This window comes from Paenibacillus sp. FSL A5-0031, assembly GCF_001956295.1.
Lineage (GTDB): Bacteria > Bacillota > Bacilli > Paenibacillales > Paenibacillaceae > Pristimantibacillus.
Genome location: NZ_MRTD01000006.1, coordinates 29,477 through 49,556 on the forward strand (window position 1 = coordinate 29,477; position 20,080 = coordinate 49,556).

The 20,080-nt window shown below is 46.3% G+C and carries 14 protein-coding genes; 1 reads left to right on the top strand and 13 read right to left on the bottom strand.

All coding sequences use genetic code 11. The annotated features are described in order from the left end of the window. Positions 1–71: 71 nt before the first annotated feature. The 4 genes from recQ to citZ all read right to left on the bottom strand — a co-directional run bounded on the left by recQ (position 72) and on the right by citZ (position 6,210). Complete coding sequence (recQ, locus tag BK120_RS12215; protein WP_076267789.1) at positions 72–2,225, bottom strand: DNA helicase RecQ; 2,154 nt, start codon at positions 2,223–2,225, stop codon at positions 72–74. Between the two features lie 126 nt (positions 2,226–2,351). Continuing rightward, positions 2,352–3,293 (bottom strand): malate dehydrogenase, encoded by a 942-nt coding sequence (gene mdh / locus BK120_RS12220; RefSeq protein ID WP_076267790.1) that lies wholly within the window; start codon positions 3,291–3,293, stop codon positions 2,352–2,354. A gap of 384 nt (positions 3,294–3,677) precedes the next feature. Beyond that, positions 3,678–4,973, bottom strand: coding sequence for an NADP-dependent isocitrate dehydrogenase (gene icd, locus BK120_RS12225; protein ID WP_076267791.1), 1,296 nt, complete (start codon positions 4,971–4,973; stop codon positions 3,678–3,680). Between the two features lie 124 nt (positions 4,974–5,097). Continuing rightward, positions 5,098–6,210 carry a citrate synthase gene (citZ, locus tag BK120_RS12230; protein WP_076267792.1) on the bottom strand — a complete coding sequence of 371 codons (1,113 nt, stop codon included), beginning with the start codon at positions 6,208–6,210 and terminating at the stop codon, positions 5,098–5,100. 306 nt (positions 6,211–6,516) lie between these two features. Here citZ and BK120_RS12235 point away from each other — a divergent pair, with 306 nt between their 5' ends. Continuing rightward, a complete protein-coding gene (locus tag BK120_RS12235; protein ID WP_076267793.1) occupies positions 6,517–8,064 on the top strand; it encodes a Ppx/GppA family phosphatase in 1,548 nt (515 codons plus the stop codon). Here the strand turns inward: BK120_RS12235 and ppk1 are convergent. From ppk1 to BK120_RS12280, 9 genes are all read right to left on the bottom strand, one after another. Beyond that, positions 8,036–10,102 carry a polyphosphate kinase 1 gene (gene ppk1, locus BK120_RS12240; protein WP_076267794.1) on the bottom strand — a complete coding sequence of 689 codons (2,067 nt, stop codon included), beginning with the start codon at positions 10,100–10,102 and terminating at the stop codon, positions 8,036–8,038. The two genes, BK120_RS12235 and ppk1, sit on opposite strands and share 29 nt — an antisense overlap. A gap of 168 nt (positions 10,103–10,270) precedes the next feature. Beyond that, positions 10,271–10,663, bottom strand: a complete 393-nt coding sequence (locus tag BK120_RS12245; RefSeq protein ID WP_076267795.1) for an FxsA family protein — start codon at positions 10,661–10,663, stop codon at positions 10,271–10,273. A gap of 69 nt (positions 10,664–10,732) precedes the next feature. Continuing rightward, positions 10,733–11,200, bottom strand: a complete 468-nt coding sequence (locus tag BK120_RS12250; RefSeq protein ID WP_076267796.1) for an acyl-CoA thioesterase — start codon at positions 11,198–11,200, stop codon at positions 10,733–10,735. A gap of 124 nt (positions 11,201–11,324) precedes the next feature. After that, positions 11,325–13,079: a pyruvate kinase gene (pyk, locus tag BK120_RS12255; RefSeq protein WP_076267797.1), complete on the bottom strand. Its 1,755-nt coding sequence runs from the start codon at positions 13,077–13,079 to the stop codon at positions 11,325–11,327. A 97-nt stretch (positions 13,080–13,176) separates the two neighbouring features. Next, on the bottom strand, positions 13,177–14,247 hold the full coding sequence (locus BK120_RS12260; RefSeq protein ID WP_076267798.1) for an acetyl-CoA carboxylase carboxyltransferase subunit alpha: 1,071 nt from the start codon (positions 14,245–14,247) through the stop codon (positions 13,177–13,179). Beyond that, positions 14,237–15,106, bottom strand: coding sequence for an acetyl-CoA carboxylase, carboxyltransferase subunit beta (accD, locus tag BK120_RS12265; RefSeq protein ID WP_076267799.1), 870 nt, complete (start codon positions 15,104–15,106; stop codon positions 14,237–14,239). The genes BK120_RS12260 and accD overlap by 11 nt, the downstream gene beginning before the upstream one ends. Positions 15,107–15,146: 40 nt before the next feature. Further along, positions 15,147–15,338, bottom strand: a complete 192-nt coding sequence (locus BK120_RS12270) for a glutamate decarboxylase (RefSeq protein WP_076267800.1) — start codon at positions 15,336–15,338, stop codon at positions 15,147–15,149. 95 nt (positions 15,339–15,433) lie between these two features. Beyond that, positions 15,434–15,925, bottom strand: coding sequence for a phosphatidylglycerophosphatase A family protein (locus BK120_RS12275; RefSeq protein ID WP_076267801.1), 492 nt, complete (start codon positions 15,923–15,925; stop codon positions 15,434–15,436). A 422-nt stretch (positions 15,926–16,347) separates the two neighbouring features. Then, positions 16,348–20,019: a DNA polymerase III subunit alpha gene (locus tag BK120_RS12280; protein WP_076267802.1), complete on the bottom strand. Its 3,672-nt coding sequence runs from the start codon at positions 20,017–20,019 to the stop codon at positions 16,348–16,350. Between the last annotated feature and the right edge of the window lie 61 nt (positions 20,020–20,080).

Here is a 20,080-nt window from a genome sequence, read left to right on the forward strand (position 1 = left end):
AGCTCCGAATTCGTTCCCTAAATTTTCACACTTTAACTAGAAAGCTCATTTTAATCGATTTTCGGTTGGCTTTAAGCTTTAAAGCCGTATTTACTCATAACCCCATGAATTGCAAAATAAGTAACTTCCTCAGGCAAGGCATCCTTTATGGGACGCAGCTTATCGATTCCTTGCTCGCCAATGGCATGGACGATCAATTGCTCATATTCTGCTGGAATGATTCTGCTCCAATCGATTTCTTCACCTTCATCTGCGCACCGTATGATATGTCCTTCAACGGTTACTTTCGTTAATCCTCGTTCCTTCGCTATTTCATCAGGTTCCAGCCCACTTTGAAATAGCTTGAGCGTAGCATAATGACTTGGCTGCTCATCATTCGTTGCGGCCTTCTTGACAACTGACGGCTCTCTAGCCGCAATAGTAATCATTCCTTCGGCTTGACCTTCGCCTCCGAACGATTGAATAATCGAAAGCAGATCTTCTCCATATTTCTCTGCCTTCGCGGCACCAATCCCCTTCACGCTAAGCAGTTGATTCTCGTTTTGCGGCCGAGCCATAGCGATTTCTCGCAGCGTTGCGTCAAAGAACAGCATAAATGGAGGCACACCCTCTGTAGCTGCCTTTTCTTTGCGCCATTGCTTGAGCGCATCGAATAGAGGTGAGGCAGCTGCTGAATCGGAAGAGGCTGCTTGTCGAACCGTTGCTCTAACTCTTTGCATAATTGATTCGCGGCCTTCCAGTACCGGCAGTGCGCTCGCAGTTAGCGAGACGACTGGATATTGCCCTTCACTTAGCTTTAAGTATCCTTCAGCCACGAGCCAATATAGCCAGTCCGCTATCTCTTTCTCGGGCAAATGCCGCATTAAACCATAGGTAGTCAAACGATCGAGCCCAAATTCAAGCAGCCGTTTATCACGCGATCCCTTTAGTACCTTGGCTGCCATCGTTACACCGAAACGCCCTCTCATTCGACCAACGCAGGAGAGCGCCATCTTCGCTTCCTCCGTCCGGTTAACCGGCTCGCTCTTATCGAGACAGCTGCTGCATTTCCCGCATGCCACAACATCCGTCTCTCCGAAATAATCAACGATAAATTGCTGCAAACAACGCTGTGTACGACTATAGTTCATCATGGTATGGAGCTTTGCGAGCTGAATCGATTTACGATCTGAATCCCCAGTGCCCTGTTCAATCAGAAAGCGTTGCACCTGCATATCAGCCGGTTCAAACAAGAGAATGCATTCGCTCTCCTCTCCATCACGCCCGGCACGGCCCGCTTCTTGGTAATAGGATTCAATATCGCTAGTCATTTGCCAATGCAGCACATAACGTACGTTAGGTTTATCAATGCCCATTCCAAAAGCATTCGTTGCAACCATTACACGAATCTCATCGAATCGAAACTTCTCCTGCGTGTCAGCGCGCTCAACATCCGACAACCCACCGTGGTATTTGCCTGCTTGAATGCCTCTGCGTGTTAATTGCTCATATACATTCTCGACTTCTTTTCTAGTTGCTGCATAGATAATGCCTGATTGATCCTTACGCCCTGATATGAAGCTCTCAAGAAACTTTTTCTTATCCACGCCTGTAACGACGGATAGAGACAAATTTGGTCTCGCAAATCCCGTTACAAAAATGCTAGGTTCACGCAGCTTGAGCATTTCTGAAATATCAAGCGCTACCTCGTTTGTTGCCGTAGCCGTAAACGCCGCAACGAGCGGTCGATCTTTCATTCGAGCAATCCAGCCTGCTAGCTGACGATAGCTGGGACGGAAGTCATGCCCCCATTGTGATACGCAGTGAGCCTCGTCTATCGCAATGAGCGGTATAGTCAGCTTCTCAGATAACGATTGGAACATCGGCGCATCAAGTCGTTCAGGCGCAACGTACAGCAGCTTATATTCTCCCATCATCGCGTTTCGCATCACATCTCGATATTCAGCTGCTCCTAACGAGCTGTTAAGAAACGCTGCTGATACCCCGACTCGCCTTAGCGCATCAACCTGATCCTTCATGAGCGAGATGAGCGGCGAAATAACAAGAGACGTTCCCGGCAAAAGCATGGATGGAATTTGATAACAAATCGATTTTCCGCCGCCGGTCGGCAAAATAGCTAGTGTATCGCGTCCATTCATAATCCCCGATATAATGTCTTCCTGTCCTTTACGGAAAGAGTCATAGCCATATACCTGTTTCAAGGCTTGTCTTGCTTGTTCGATCAACCTGTACCCCTCCCATAGTAAACCTTTTCTTTTGTACCTTGAAAATAAACAAGAGGACCCTGGCAGCATACTGTCAGGGTCCTCCCAAACGCATTCATTTATAAAAGCAGCAATTGAGCTTGCTTGCTAGCCTGTTACTACTTGGATAACGTTGCGTACGGATTGAGCAGATTTATCAAGAGCAGCCTTCTCTTCAGCAGTCAAATCAAGCTCAAGCACCTTTTCAATGCCGTCACCGCCAATGATTGTTGGCACACCCATGAACAAGTTATTATAACCGTATTCGCCTTCAAGCAAAGCGATAACTGGAATAATACGTTTTTTGTCTTTAAGAATGGCTTCTGTCATTTGAACCAGCGAAGCTGCAGGCGCATAATACGCGCTGCCGTTGCCGAGCAGGTTTACGATTTCGCCGCCGCCAACGCGAGCGCGTTGTACGATTGCTTCAATTCGTTCTGCTGATATAAGCTTCTCGATTGGGATGCCGCCAACATTTGAGTAGCGAACGAGTGGGACCATATCGTCGCCATGTCCGCCAAGCACAAATCCGCGAACATCTTCAACGGATACGTTAAGCTCTTGCGCAATAAATGTGCAATAACGAGCTGTATCAAGGACCCCTGATTGACCGATTACACGGTTTTTAGGGAATCCAAGCGTTTGGAATGCTGCATAAGTCATCGCATCCACCGGGTTGCTTAAAATAATAACATAAGCGTTAGGGCTAGTTTCTTTAATGTTTTCGCAAACGGATCTTACGATTCCAGCGTTCGTGCTAACAAGGTCGTCACGGCTCATACCTGGTTTACGAGCGATACCTGCAGTGATGATCACAACATCAGAGTCTTTTGTATCTTCGTAGTTGGCAGTACCGATAATGTTTGCATCTACTCCAAGCACCGGTGTCGCTTCAAGCATATCAAGTGCTTTACCTTTAGTTGGGTTTTCAAGCGGTGCGATATCAACAAGAACAACATCGCCTAGTTCTTTTTGAGCTAGCATAAGTGCAGTAGTAGCGCCAGTGAAGCCAGCTCCTACTACAGTAATTTTTTTACGCTTAATCGCCATTTGTAAAACCTCCAGTAAAACATATTTTGAAGGGGAGACCCCTTTGACCCCCATTTTCACTTTACAACCACTTAAGTACGTTTTCGAACCCACCTAAATCCTCCCTTCCAAGGGAGGACCTAAGGGGCGCTGCGCCCTCTGGACACCTGCGAATTGGACTAACGTAGGAGAGCCAGAGGGCGCACCTTAGCAACTGTTGAGCGTGGCTCGCTTTCGTCCCTGCGGGACACGCTCAACAGTTGCTCGCATGGGGAATGTGTCCTTGCGGGACGCCATTTCCAGTACGAAGTACAAAGGAATGTGCCCCTGCGGGACATCATTCACGGTGCGAGAACAAAGGAATATAAGATGAGGGGGGCATCTGCCCCCCTACTTTTTATAAAACTACATGTTTTTGATGATTTCGTCTGCGAATGCGGAACATTTTACTTCTGTTGCGCCTTCCATCAAACGAGCGAAGTCATAAGTTACTGTTTTGTTGTTGATCGAAGCTTCCATACCTTTATAGATAAGGTCAGCCGCTTCTTGCCAGCCTAGGTGCTCAAGAAGCATTACGCCGGAAAGGATTACGGAACCTGGGTTAACTACGTCAAGGTCAGCATATTTCGGAGCTGTACCGTGAGTAGCTTCGAAGATTGCGTGTCCAGTCAAGTAGTTGATGTTCGCGCCCGGAGCAATACCGATACCGCCAACTTGTGCTGCAAGAGCATCGGACAAGTAGTCGCCGTTCAAGTTCAATGTAGCGATAACATCAAAGTCAGTTGGACGAGTAAGTACTTGTTGCAATGCGATATCCGCAATTGCGTCTTTAACGATTAGCTTGCCAGCTGCTTCTGCATCTTTTTGTGCTTTGTTAGCTGCGTCAGTGCCTTCTGCTTCTTTAATGCGGTCGTATTGACCCCATGTGAAAGTCTCGTTAGCGAATTCTTCTTCAGCCACTTCGTAGCCCCAGTTTTTGAACGCGCCTTCTGTGTATTTCATGATGTTGCCTTTGTGTACAAGTGTAACTGATTTTTTGCTGTGTTTGATTGCGTACTCGATCGCTGCGCGAACAAGACGTTTCGAACCTTCTTTCGATACTGGCTTAATGCCGATACCGGAAGTTTCTGGGAAGCGGATTTTGTTAGCTCCCATTTCGTTTTGCAAGAACTCGATTACTTTCTTCACTTCTGCAGAACCTTCTTGGTACTCGATGCCCGCATAGATATCTTCTGTATTTTCACGGAAAATAACCATGTCAACAAGCTCAGGACGTTTTACTGGGGAAGGTACACCAGTGAAGTAACGAACAGGACGCAAGCAAGTGTAAAGATCAAGTTCTTGACGAAGTGCAACGTTCAATGAACGAATGCCGCCGCCGATAGGCGTAGTCAAAGGTCCTTTAATTGCAACGATATATTCACGGATTGCTGTCAATGTATCAGCAGGCAGCCACTCGCCGTATGTGTTGAAAGCTTTTTCGCCGGCAAATACTTCGTACCAAGCGATTTTTTTCTCGCCGTTATAAGCTTTTTCTACCGCTGCATCAAGTGCGCGTTTCGAAGCTTTCCAAATGTCGCGGCCAGTGCCGTCGCCTTCGATAAAAGGAATAATTGGGTTGTTAGGTACTTGAAGAACACCGTTGTCAATTGTAATTTGTTCGCCTTCAGTTGGAAGCGCGAATTTTTCGAACTTAGCCATGAATAAAATCCTCCTTAGAATTGTACCTGCTTTATAGCAAGTATAAATGAAATATAATGTCTTTTTTTAAAGAACAGAGAGCGTAGAGCTTATCCGCTCTCTCTATTGTAACTTAAATCACGAATTAACGCTGTTCAATCGGAATGTACTTCGCATTAACCGGACCAACATAGTCGGCACGCGGACGGATCAAGCGGTTATCTTGGTATTGCTCAAGAATATGCGCGCTCCAACCAGATACCCGGCTGATTGCAAAAATAGGCGTGAACAAGTCACGTGGAATTTCAAGCGTTGTATATACAGACGCTGAGTAGAAGTCCACATTAGGCTTCAAGCCTTTTTGTCCAGTTACCAGCTCTTCAATTTTAACAGACATTTCGTAAAGCTCCATATTGCCTGTCAGCTTGCCAAGCTCGCGGGACATTTTTTGCAGATGCTTCGCGCGGGGATCGCCGTTTTTGTATACGCGGTGACCAAAGCCCATAATTTTCACTTTGTTTGCAAGCGCGTTGTTAATAAAGCTTTCAACGTTAGCGGTAGAACCGATTTCTTCAAGCATAACCATTACAGCTTCGTTTGCACCGCCATGAAGTGGGCCTTTCAAAGCGCCAATCGCGGACGTTACACCGGAATAAATGTCCGACAACGTTGCTACGGTTACACGAGCAGCAAATGTCGACGCATTCAACTCGTGGTCAGCATGAAGAACGAGCGCTTGATCAAGTGCTTTAACAGCAACTTCAGCCGGCTCGCTGCCAGTGAGCATATACAAGAAATTATAGGCGATGGATACGCCTTTCTTTGGAGCTACAGGCTCTTGTCCTAGGCGAATGCGTGAAAAAGCAGCAATAATTGTTGGCAGCTGCGCCTGCAATTTAATTGCTTTCAATTGATTCGCTTCAGGAGACATATCGTTTGCAGATTCATCGTACAATGCTAAGCTGGATACTGCCGTACGAAGCGCAGCCATAGAATTTGTATTTTTTGGATATAGCTTGATTTGATCAATTACGCCTTCTGGAAGCGCTGCAAATTGATCCAATTGCTTTTGCAGTCCATCAAGCTCAGAACGATTCGGTAGTTTACCGTACCATAGCAGGTAGGCAACCTCTTCAAAAGTAGCGTTTTCCGCAAGATCATCAATATCAATACCGCGGTATGTCAATACGCCATCAATAATGGAGCTGATGGAGGACGTCGCTGCGACAATTCCTTCCAGACCTTTAGTTGCTGTCATCGTTCTCTCTCCTTTAACATGGTTATCGTAAACAATAAAAAGGGGTCGTTTTTGTACCATCGCCTTTAATCATAAATGATTTCGGCAATTATGTGAACAAATACAGACATAAAAATGCTTTATCAGCGTCATCAATATTTTTTTCGCTTATTATTTCTCCGCTTCACTTCGTATGCTCAAACTGCATTTTTCCCTATTCGCTCCAATTTTAGCCGCAGCATAAACTATTTTTACAGAAACGGATAAAGTGGTAAAATGTCAAAAAGAGAACTTACAGAGCAAATTTTGCCGTATTGGAGGCGCAACATGACAGGACAACGCATCGGAATTATTGACATAGGCTCCAACTCCGTCCGTCTCGTCGTTTACGAGAAGACAGCAAATGGTGCTCATCGTGTGGCGGATAGCAGTAAACGGCCTGCCAGACTAAGCGAACGTATTGATGAAAACGGATGTCTGCCAGGTGCAGCGATCGATGATCTGATCGACACACTGAATCATTTTACCATGATTTGCACACATAATCATACAAGCCATATTCGAGCAGTCGCAACGGCTGCTATTCGAAATGCAAATAATCGTTCAGAAATCCTTGCTCGTATTCATTCGGCCACAGGCTTATCCATCGAATTGCTCACCGGTGAGGATGAAGCTTCGTACGGCTTTCTCGGGATGATTAACTCACTCCATATACGTGACGGCCTTCTCATTGATATCGGCGGCGGAAGCACCGAGCTTTCATTATTTCGCAACCGCGTACTCGTTCATTCGGTATCCTTTCCGTTTGGTTGCGTAAGCTTCAACAAACGTTTCGGCACAAAAGGCACGCTTCAAGATGAAGACCTGAAGGCGCTTGAAGCTATCGTTGCAGAAGCGGCTCGAAACGAGACCTGGATTGGAGAAACAGCAGGACTGCCTCTCGTCGGTGTCGGTGGCACGGTGCGTGCATTAGGAAAAATGCATCAAGCCGCATACAAATACCCTTTTCCGCAAACGCATAATTATCCGATTACGAGCGAGCACGTTGATGAGCTCTTCCATCAAATGCGCAAGCTTCCGCTTGATAAAAGACGTAAGCTTCCGGGCTTGTCCAAGGATCGTGCTGATGTAGTTGTACCCGGTGTCGCTATTTTACGCGTATTATTCCGTGCAACCAAAGCAACTTATTACCGAATTTGCGGTGCTGGACTGCGCGATGGCTTGTTCCATGCAACCAGATTCCCAAATCGTCCAAAACTAGATGATGTGCTCAAATATAGCCTGACAAATTTAAGTGCCCTGCATCCGGAAGCACCAAAGCAGCACGTGCTGCAGGTCAATCGAATCTCTCTAGAGATTTATGATGTCCTGAACTATGTTCAACCATTGACACCTCAATCGAGAGTGCTGCTTGACACAGCGTCACAGTTGTTCCGAATCGGTGCATCCATCGATTATTACGAATATGCAAGGCATTCCTTCTACCTTATTGTTAATTCCCAGTTGAATGGGCTAACGCATCGCGAGATGATTATGACAGCAGCTATCGCTTCTTACAAAAGCAAAGGCCGGGCTCGTCAGCACATTTCCGAATATAAGGAACTGCTCAACGAATCCGACCTTGAAGTCATTTATAAGCTTGGCTCACTGCTTCAGCTGTCGACAGCGCTTGATCGGGGGGAAACACAAGCCATTGCTCAACTAAATGTCCAATTATCTGGTTATCAGCTGCTGCTTCGCCCGGTTCAGCCGCGAGGAACGCTTGCAGTTGAGCGCCGAGAAGTGGAGGAGCTCGCCAGCGAATTCAAGAAACTTTGGGGATTCACGCCGAGCCTCGACTTTTCGTCTACGCACGTCCCTTCCAAGACGCTATAACCTTTGCCTCGAATTGACTGCGGAACGGCTCTTTATCAGCACTAGAAAGATGCTCATAAGTACCGTTCGGCTGCAATTCACGGGCTTTTACATTATCATCGATATTAAGCTGAAGCATCTTAATCAATATTTGTCTCAAAATTGGATCAAATACTGGACACATAAGCTCGATCCTTCTTGTAAGATTACGAGTCATCCAATCCGCGCTCGACAAATACACCTCTTCTTCCCCGCCATTGTGGAAGTACATAATCCGTGCATGCTCCAGAAAACGGTCGACGATACTTATTACCTGAATATTTTCACTGCGCCCAGGAACACCCGGCCGCAAGCAGCAAACGCCGCGAACGATTAATACGATTTTCACTCCCGCTTGAGAGGCTTCATAAAGCTTATCGATCATCTCTTGATTCGATAAAGAATTCATTTTGGCAATAATGCGAGCTGGCTTGCCGGCTGCTGCATTCAATCTTTCCCTATCGATTAACCGATATAGCTTTTCCTTCAAATCAGAAGGCGCAACGCCAAAAGCTTTCCACTCATAAGGCGATGAATAACCCGTAACCTCGTTGAACAAAGCCGAAGCATCGCCGCCGATTATTGGATGTGACGTAAAAAGTCCAATATCCGTATATAATGTTGCCGTACTGTCATTATAATTCCCTGTCCCTACATGAACGTAGCGGCGCAGCGTGCCCTGCTCTCGTCTTACAACCAACAAGATTTTCGCATGTGTCTTCAGACCAACTAGGCCGTAAACGACATGGCAACCAGCCTTCTCCAGCTGGCGCGCCCAAGCGATGTTCCTTTCCTCGTCAAACCTCGCCTTTAGCTCTACAACGACCGTTACCTGCTTACCGGCTTCGCCTGCCTTAGCAAGCGCTTGAACGAGCGCAGACTGGCCGCTCACGCGGTATAACGTCATTTTTATCGCTAGCACGTCGGGATCATAAGCAGCCTGCATGACAAAGTCATTAACCGCATCAAATGATTCATATGGATGGTACATCAAAACATCGCGCTGGCGGATGACCTCAAACATATCGTCCGTGTGGTCAAATTCTCTTGGATAAATTGGCTCAAGCTTCTCATACCGCAAATTATCATTGCCCGGTACCGCTCCTGCAAACTTCATCAAAAAGCTTAAATCAAGCGGTCCATCTATTTCAAATAAATTATCTTCGATTTCGAGCTCTTCGGTAAGCATTTCGAGCGCATAAGGGTGCATACCCTTGGAAACCTCCAGCCTTACAGGAATTCCCCAGCGGCGGCGACGCAGCTCTTTCTCGATCTCCTCAAGCAAATCCTCGGCATCTTCTTCATTCAATGTAATATCCGCATCCCTTGTTAAGCGGAACGGGTTCACTGAGAATGGAATATAACCGTTGAATAACGTATCGATGAACTTTTCAATTAAATCTTCAAGAAGCACAAACTCCGTTTTCTTGCTGTTAATTCGTCCAGGAACAGGTACAAATCTCGGTAAAATAGAAGGTACTTGAACAATCGCAAATAACGGCTCCTCTTCAGACGGATCACTCTCTTGTCTAAGAAGTACTGCTAAATACAGCTCTTTCGTATGAACAAGCGGGAATGGTCTGCTCTGATCGACAGCCATCGGCGTAAGTACTGGAAATACGATTTCATGAAAATAATCCGAGACTGCTTTCGTTTGCGTTATATTAAGCTCATCCAGCGAACGAATAAAAATGCCCTCACGACTGAGGCTTCGGAACACTTCTCTGTATGTACGATATTGATCATGGACCATTTGGGTTGCTCGCTTAATCAGCCGCTTCCAAAGTCCAGAGGGCGTATAGCCCGTAAAATCAGTTTTGGATAAGCCGGCTCTCATCTGCATCTGGATGCCAGCAACTCGCACGCTCATAAATTCATCCAAATTGCTTGAGACAATTGCCAAAAACTTTGCTCTCTCAAGCAGCGGATTGCTTAGATCCTGCGCCTCTTGAAGAACTCTTCGGTTGAATTCGATCCAACTTAAGTCACGATTTACATAGTTGGACAAAAGCTTGGTCATTTCTCACGCCTCCTGAGTAATTTTGCGAAATAAACCTGCTTTTCTAACATACGCGTCTAGCCTCATATCAAGAATGCTAATATGACGACAAGAAACGACTTATATCTATCTCATTATGAAGCATGACTATTATTGCCATGTTAACCTTTTGTAAATGTCACGTAAATATTAGAATCTTCCGATCTTAAAATTGCCGTTTCGTATTCTTTTCTCTAATTCACGCAGCATGATTAGTCTATAAAAGGTTCTTGTAAATGGAATAAGCAGCGTAATGCCTATGATGTCAGACAGAAAACCTGGCAGCAGCAGCAAAATGCCTCCTGCTAGCACACATAATCCATCTAATAGCGACTGGCCAGGAATTTGTCCAGCTTGCATTTGACGCTGAGCCTCTCCCCATACTTTTCGCCCTTCCATTCGAGCCAAATAAGCGCCTGCCAAACCCATGAGGATCAGTATAAAAAAAGTGTTCCAGCCCCCGATCCAGCCGCTAACTTGAAAAATTCCCCAAAGCTCAACTAGTGGAACAACAATTAAAACTGCCAACAGCCATTTATACATGATTGGACCTCCTAAAAGTTTGCGTAGCAAACTTACTTCGTAAGCATATGCTTGGTTTACGCAGTAAACTTACTTCGTACGCAGCAAATCATACAATTCAGGCATGACTTTGTTTAAGCGCGCTGGTTGCCATGACTCGTTGACCCACACATGCTTGGTTCCACCCTCCACGAGCAGCTCTCCAGGCAGTGATTCGCTTTCTGATACTACTGACGCATGGAAATCATCCAATGATACCTTTCTTACCTGTGATTCAAAGGATACGCGCAGCGGGCTGCAATCAGCAATTCGAGTACAAACGACTACAGTATCGTCATAACGAGCGGGTTGCACATAACGGCAATGCAAATCTATAACCGGCAGCAGCAATCCTTGCTCTTCAATCGTTTTATAGTCATAACCAGCATTTCTTATCCATTCAGTACGTCCAATTTCGAACCAAGTTACATAATTCCCGTGAAAAACGACACCCATTTGATCGGTTTCCTGATAACGAACGCGCAGCGGGTGCAGAACCCAAGTGGAAGCTGACAGCATAAATGTCCCCCCATTTTTATCAAAACGAACATGCTTTGACGAAATGATTAGCAAAAAGCGACGGTGAGATCACCATCGCTTTTTGTTTTTGTACTATATTGTTGTTAACAAAGGCACTGTTTTATTACAGTACTTTTGATTGGCCGTGATAGATAACGCCTGTTTCGCCATAGATGGTAACTTCCATGCCATCTTGCAGCAATTCAGTTGCATTTTGAATACCAAGAATAACCGGGATTCCAAGATTCAGGCCAACTACAGCGGCATGGCTAGTAATTCCGCCTTGCTCTGTAATAACTGCGCCAGCTTTTTCAAATGCAGGCATATATTCTTTATCTGTGGAGATCGTTACCAAGATTGAACCTTGAGTTGTTTTTGCAATAGCTTCCTCAGGTGTACGAGCTACTACAATTTTACCGATAGCTGTTTGGCTGCCGATACCTTGTCCTTGTGCCAAAAGCTCACCAATATGGTGAATTTTGATAAGGTTAGTAGTGCCAGCGCGGCCAACTGGAACGCCAGCTGTAATAACAACTGTATCTCCCAAGCTTAGGAATCCAGTGCTCATTCCGCCTTTTACAGCATTTTCGAACATTTCATCCGTTGTATCCGCATCTGGACCAAGCACTGCAAATACGCCCCAAATGAGAGATAGACGACGCAATACCTTCTCATCAGTCGTTACAGCAATGATTGGAGCTTTAGGCTTGTACTTGGATACCATGCGAGCTGTAAAGCCGCTTTGTGTCGATGTGATGATCGCTTTTGCACCAAGGTCAAGAGCCGAGTTAGCAACAGCTTGGCTGATTGCTTCCGTAACGGATACTTGTTGTGCATTGGCTTGTTTTGTGAAAATTTCACGGTATTCCAAAGCGGCTTCCGCACGCTCAGCAATACGAGCCATTGTTTGTACGGATTCAGTTGGATATCTTCCCGCAGCTGTTTCGCCGGAAAGCATGATCGCATCAGTACCGTCAAAAATCGCATTTGCAACGTCACTCGCTTCTGCGCGAGTTGGACGCGGGTTGCGCTGCATGGAATCAAGCATTTGTGTTGCTGTAATGACAGGTTTACCTACACGGTTACCTTTTTTGATCATATTTTTTTGAACGAGCGGCACTTCTTCAGCTGGAATTTCAACGCCGAGGTCGCCACGCGCTACCATAAGACCGTCAGAAACCTCAAGAATTTCATCAAGGTTGTCTACGCCTTCTTGGTTCTCAATTTTGGAGATGATTTGAATGTGACCTGCATTATGACGCTCAAGCAATTCACGAATTTCAAGCACGTCGCTCGCTTTACGTACAAAAGATGCTGCGATGAAGTCTACGCCTTGCTCGATACCAAATACGATATCGTTAGCATCCTTTTCCGTAATACCAGGCAATGAAATTTTCACGCCAGGAACGTTAACGCCTTTTTTGCTTTTAATTGGACCGCTGTTTACGATACGGCAAACGATCTCAGTACCTTTAACCTCTTCAACTGTCAATCCGATCAAGCCATCATCAATGAGGATAGTTGAACCAATTGTTACATCGTTTGGAAGGTTGTTGTAAGTAATAGGAACACGGTTGCGGTCACCCAAAATTTCTTCTGTAGTAAGCGTAACGATTTCACCTTGATTAAGCTCAATAGGCTCTTCTTTAAGCTTGCCAAGACGAATTTCAGGACCTTTCGTATCAAGCAAAACCGCTACCGAAGTACCAAGTTCTGCATTTGCAATGCGGATGTTTTTAATACGGTTGCCGTGCTCTTCAAAATCTCCGTGTGAGAAGTTAAGACGGGCAACGTTCATACCTGCATTGATTAGCTTTTTTGTGTTTTCCAGTGATTCGCTGGATGGACCGATAGTACAAACAATTTTCGTTTTACGCATGTTAAGTTTCCTCCGTATACTGCCTGATATTCTTTACTATACTGACATGACAACCCACTGCTTGTACAGTGAAATAATCATTTTTACATATTATTCACTATTGAACGGTCGGAGTTGCTTCCGGCGCCTGTTCCTGAGAAACATTTACCGCGTCCGCTTTTATACCGATATTTGTATCAGCAACTGCTCCGTCCGCCACATCTCCGGGCTCTTCAACGATCTTGAATTGACCCACTTTACGGAATTTATTATACCGATCTTCGATAAGCTGCTCAGCACTCATTTTCATAAGTTCTTGTAAATGCTGCCACAGCTTTTCCTTAATTTGCTCCGCTTGAAATGCCAAGTCCTTATGTGCGCCGCCCTGCGGCTCTGGAACAATATCCTCAATTACACCAAATTCTAACAAGTCTTTGGCTGTAATCTTCATGGCTTCAGCTGCTTGATCTGCCCTGGAAGCATCTTTCCATAAGATGGATGCCGCTCCATTTGGCGAGATTGCACTATAAATCGCATTTTCCAACATTAATACACGGTTTCCGACGCCTAAAGCGAGTGCTCCCCCACTGCCGCCTTCACCAATAACGATACAAATAATAGGCACGCCGAAGCCGGCCATTTCCCGCAGGTTGCGCGCAATCGCTTCCGATTGACCTCGCTCCTCGGCGGTTTTGCCCGGATAAGCACCCTTCGTATCAATAAACGTGATGATTGGCCGCTTGAATTTGTTCGCTTGCTCCATTAGACGAAGCGCCTTACGGAAGCCCTCAGGATGAGGACTGCCGAAGAAACGAGCAATATTCTCACGAGTGTCCTTGCCGCGCTGGTGTCCAATAACAGTAACTGGAACACCGTTTATCTTAGCAAGGCCACCAACGATGGCAAGATCATCTGCAAACAGACGATCTCCATGAAGCTCCATATAATCGGTAAATACCGTTTGAATGAAGTCTAACGATGTCGGACGCTGATGATGACGCGCCATATGCATCTTTTGAGCCGGAGTCAGCTCACTATACAATTCTTCTTCCAGCTGCTTGCACTTAAGCTCAAGACCTCGAATTTCTTCCGTGAAGTCGATACCCTTCTCCACGCTTAAGGTCTTAAGCTCAGTTACCTTCTGCCGCAAGTCGTTCAACGGTTTTTCAAAAGGCAGCTCACCCGCCATAGGATGTTTCCTCCCTTACGCAATGCATATCAAGCAGCTTTGCTAACGTAGGTTTCATATCTTTGCGGTGTACGACTTTATCCAATTGGCCATGCTGCAAGTTAAACTCAGCCGTCTGGAAGTCGTCAGGCAGCTTCTGGCGAATCGTTTGTTCGATAACAATTCGTCCGGCAAAACCGATCAACGCGCCAGGCTCGGCCAAATTGTAATCGCCCAAGCTCGCAAAGCTTGCCGAAACCCCGCCCGTAGTAGGATCGGTAAAAATCGAAATAAACAAACCCCCGGCACCTTGAAACTTTGAAAGTGCCGCGCTCGTTTTGGCCATTTGCATTAAGCTAAGAATACTTTCCTGCATCCGGGCGCCGCCCGATGTTGAGAAAATAAGAAGCGGCAGTTTCTTCTCATGAGCCGCTTCGATCGCTCTTGTAATTTTCTCTCCAACTACGGATCCCATACTGCCAGTGAAAAAATCAAAGCTCATGACTGCTACTACGACAGGAAAACCACCAATCGTACCTTCTCCTGTTACGACAGCTTCGCGAAGACTCGACTTGCTCTTCTGCTGCTCTAGCTTGCTCGCGTAACCTGGGAAGTTTAGAGGATCGATGGATTCCATATTGGCATCGTATTCTACCAGATGCCCATCATCAAGCGTTAATGCAATACGCTCCAACGCGCTTAGACGGTAATGATAACCGCAGGATGAGCATACCTTCAAATTCTTTTCCAACTCTTTGCTATACTGAATCGTGCCGCATTTGGAGCACTTATTCATCAAGCCCTCAGGAACTTCACGCTTGCGTGGTTCCGAAGGTATCGTTGCATATTTTTTCTTAGTAAATAAATCTTTTATTTGCACGTGTGACACCTCTCAAGGCGCAATAGTATAGAGCAGTCCATCATAATGGCCGCATAATGGAGTTGAATACTTCTTGAACTTCCTCCAACTCGCCTGACGGAACTAGTATCTCGTATTGCTGTTTGGACAGATTGACGGAGCGGATTTTCACCAGAAACCCTTCATCCGTTAGCCGCTTCTTGATGTTATCTGCAATTTTTGCTGTTGGTGCGATATAAATGACCGTCCACATCATGGTACCTCCTGAAAACTTTGCTTCCACAAAGCTCACTTACTAAGCACAGCTATCCCGGTAACAGGCCATATGATCTCACAATGATACCATAGTTAAGGCGAATCCGGCAAATCATATTGGATCGCTTTCGGGTCCTGATGTGCAATTCGAGCAGACGCGGCAGCGGCTAATCCAGCAACCAGGTCATCTAAAAAAACATGAATTCGTTCACCTTTTATATTTAGTTGACGAATAATACCGGGTTTTACTTTATCTAAATATCCGAAGCTCGTCAATCCAATCATGCCGTAAACATTCGTAATGCCGAGCGCAAGCGTCTCATCCACACCGTAAAGCGACTCATCATTTTCCATAATCGATTGCAAAGGCTCTGGCAATAACTTCCGCTCAGCTAACTCATCAAGGGCCATACCCGTATACATGACATATTGGACCTCTCGTTTGCCAAGCACTGCCCTTACGCTTTCCTCACACTCTTCCATCGTCAAATCACCGTTATAGGGACGCTGCAGCGTATAAACGATTTCTGTTACATCATCGATGGATACCCCTCGTTTTAAGAGCCATTTCTCGATTCCTGTCATAGGACTCATCCCTCCCGTAACTGCTTGTACGTTTATCTTGGAAACATAGGCGTGAGCAGATGACATTGTCCTCAGGCGGCGCTCGCACTCTCCGAGCCCCATAGCCATCTTCACATGTATCTCTAAACATATGCACAGATAGGCTCTGATGTGCATACGAAATGCCTTTGCTTGCAAGATAAAGCAGGAGGGTAGAAACCCTATTGCATCAATACCAAATATTCATGGTAAAAGAATAATTTCTCTTCTTGTTTTTTTTGCATAATCTCACTATCGAAATAATTACAAACCACGGTTTGCTCAGCTCAAACCTATTCTCGCCATTGCATATTTTCAAGCACAAGATCAGCATCTAATTTCTGATTTGCCAGAAGCGAGAAATCAATTGCAGAAGGTTTCGCATCAGCTTATTTATGTTGTTGTCATTTGACGATGATCGAACCTTCACCCAAGAGCTGCTCAACGGCTGAGATAAGCTCAGCAGATGGTTTAACGCGATAACTATCGCTGAGAGCAATCGATTTTTGTCCTTGTACATAAAATAACACGGTAGCGAGTTGTCCGGAATGACCGGCCAAAACACTTTTCAGCTGTTCAAGGACGGCAGGCTGTTCATTTTCCGCCACAATTTTTATATATACGCGCTGCGGCTTGCGCTCATCGGATGCAGGTGTAGTACGGTTATTTCCGGACTGAGGGCCGGGTTTGACGTTATTATTATCAGCAGCCTTAGTCTGGAAAGCTGGCCGATTGCTAGGTGACGTCGTTCGGTTAGCTTGGCCTTGCGTTTTCTGAGTACTGCCCTGAGAAGTATAGCTGCTCCCGCCCGTTCTTGCCGCACGAGCCTTCGCCTGCTTCTGCAGCCTTCCTACGTGATCCGCAAGCTCCATCTCCGCATGTTCAATCGGTACACAATCCTCAACGATGAGCTTATAATCATCATCCTGCTGCTGAACCGTTGCTTGTATAATGGCTAAGCCGCCCTTTTTGAGCTTGCTTTCGATTCGCTTCCAGATCGTTGGAAATACGACAGCTTCCACACGCATTATGCGATCTTCAAGCTCGAGGAAACCCATGGACAGGCCTTTCTTATTCGTGAAAGGTTTGATGGATACGACCATAATGCCGACAATAGCAATCGCCCCGTCCTTTGCATCAGACAGCTCAACCAACCGATCAAGACCTAACGCCGACAGCTGCTGCTCGGCAGCATCCAGCGGATGGCCGGATAAATAAAGCCCCAACAGGTCCCTTTCAAAATCAAGCTGTTGCCCTGTCGTGTACGGACGGATATCGGGCAGCTCGACATCCCAGTTCTGCACCTCATCTAAACCAAACATTTCAATTTGCAGCTCTTCACGGTCTTTGCGCCATTTGATTGCTGTCTCCACCGTCTCCTCCAATGCAGCTAGTAGCTGAGCACGATGTCCTGGCAACGAATTAAGAGCTCCCGCCTGAATGAGCGACTCCAGCACCCGCTTGTTCACAACCCGCAGGTCTACACGTTGGCAAAGATCCAGAAGACTATCGAAGAGCCGATCCTTTCGCTCTTTTAAGATCGCTTCAATGGCTTGTGTGCCGACATTTTTAATAGCTGCCAACCCGAATCGAACCGCTTTCTCAACAGGTGTAAACGATACGCTGCTTTCATTAACGTCAGGCGGCAGCACGGCAATGCCCATTCGCCGGCATTCATCCACATATTCAGCGGTCTTCCGCTGATTTCCTGTAACTGAAGCGAGCATCGATGCCATAAACGGCACAGGATAGTTAGCTTTAAGCCATGCTGTCTGAAAGGCCAGTACTCCATATGCTGCTGCATGCGCCCGAGGGAACCCGTAATCGGCAAATCGAACAATCATGTCATATACATGATTGGCATCCGTTTCTGAATACCCTTGTGCAAGACTACCTTTCACAAAGTGAGCCCGCTCTTCGTCAAGCACCTCACGCTTCTTCTTGGATACTGCTCGGCGCAGCAAATCCGCTTCGCCAAGAGAAAAGCCAGCCATCAAGGAGGCAATTTGCATGATCTGCTCTTGATAAACAATAATGCCATATGTATCAGAGAGAATAGGCTCTAGCGACGGATGCGGATATTCAACCGTTACGAGCCCGTGTTTGCCTTGAATGTATTTAGGAATAAACTCCATCGGGCCGGGACGGTAGAGTGCAAGGACGGAGACGATATCCTCGAATTCCGTTGGCTTCATTTCCTTCAGCACTCGCCGCACACCGGCAGACTCGAGCTGAAAAATTCCTGTCGTGTCGCCGCGGCTCAGCATGGCATAGGTTGCCGGATCACTATCGCTAATGGTGTGGAAATCGATCACTCTGCCGTGCTGCTCCTTAACCGCGTGCAGCGCACGCTCTAGAATGGAGAGTGTACGCAGGCCGAGAAAATCCATTTTCAGAAGCCCGATAGCTTCTAAATGCTCCATTGAATATTGGGTGAGCGGAATTCTCTCGCTTCCTGTCTGTATAGGCGTATAGTGTGTAAGCGGCTCCTGTGAAATCACAACACCCGCAGCATGAGTGGAGGCATGCCTTGGCATGCCCTCAACCTTCAAGGCCATCTTCAGCATAGCCGCCGTCTTCGGCTGACGCTCGCTTGCTTCACGCAGCTCGTTGCTCATGCGAAGCGCTTCCTCAATCGTAATGCCCAGCTGGTTTGGAATAAGCTTAGCTGCTCGGTCCACCTCTTGAAACGGAACGTTCATAGCTCTGCCTACATCCCGAACTGCTGCTTTGGCCGCCATCGTTCCGAATGTAATGATTTGAGCAACATGCTCTTCGCCGTATTTGGCTGCCACGTAAGCAATGACCTCGTCACGGCGTTCATCATTGAAGTCAATATCAATATCGGGCATGGAAATTCGCTCAGGATTAAGAAAACGCTCGAACAAAAGCTTATATTTCAGCGGATCAACATCCGTTATTCGAAGCGTATACGCAACAAGGCTGCCCGCGGACGAGCCCCTTCCAGGTCCCGTTCTAATGCCTGAATCATGAGCGAAGCGAATAAAATCCCAAACGATCAGAAAGTAATCGCTGAAGCCCATCTTCTCGATGACAGACAGCTCATATTCGAGCCGCTGCTCCGCCTTTTGTCTATAATCAGTATCTTGAACCCACTCTGGATTTCCGCCATATCTAGCAACTAAACCGTCGCGACATAAAGTAATTAAGTAATCGGATGAGCTCATACCCGATGGTACCGGCCGAAATACAGGAAGCGCAGCGCGTCCAAGCGTCAGCTCAAGCTCACATTTATCCGCGATCTCAACTGTATTCGCAATCGCTTCAGGTACATGTCTGTAAAGCAGCGCCATTTCGTCCGCACTCTTCAGATACATCTGATCTGTCAGCATTCGCAATCGATCAGTATCCTCTGTCGTTTTGCCCGTACCGATGCAAATAAGCACATCCTGCATAGCAGCGTCCTCAGCCTGCAAGTAATGTACGTCATTTGTAGCAACCAGCTTAATACCTGTTTCCTCTGCAAGCTTTATCATATCAACAGCTACTTTTTTCTGATCCAGAAGACCATGATCCTGCAGCTCTAAATAAAAGTCGTCTCCGAAAATATCTTTATAACGCAAAGCGCTGCTTCGCGCCTGCTCCAAGCGGTCATGCAGCAGATGCTGAGAGATCTCGCTCCCCAAACAAGAGCTTAAACAAATCAGCCCTTCAGAGTACTCACGAAGCATCTCCAAATCAACGCGGGGTTTATAGTGAAAACCTTCTAAATGTGCTATGGAGCAAAGCCTCATTAAGTTTCGATAACCCGCTTCGTTTTTGGCAAGCACAATCAAATGATAGATTGGATTTTCCTTGCGCGACCCTTTCTCAAAGCGAGAACCAGTCGTCATATATAGCTCGCACCCAATAATCGGTTTTATTCCTTGTGCACGGCATGCCCGGTAAAAAGGAATAGCTCCGTACATGACTCCATGATCGGTGAGCGCAAGTGCCTTCATGCCGAGGTCCGCAGCTTTAGCTGTCAAATCTTTAATTCTGGCGGCGCCGTCGAGCAGGCTATATTCGCTGTGGACGTGCAAATGCACGAAAGATTGTTCATTATGGCCGCTCATCGCATCGGTTCCTTTCCGCTTCGTCCAAAAATAAGATAATTCTATTTTATCATAATAGCGA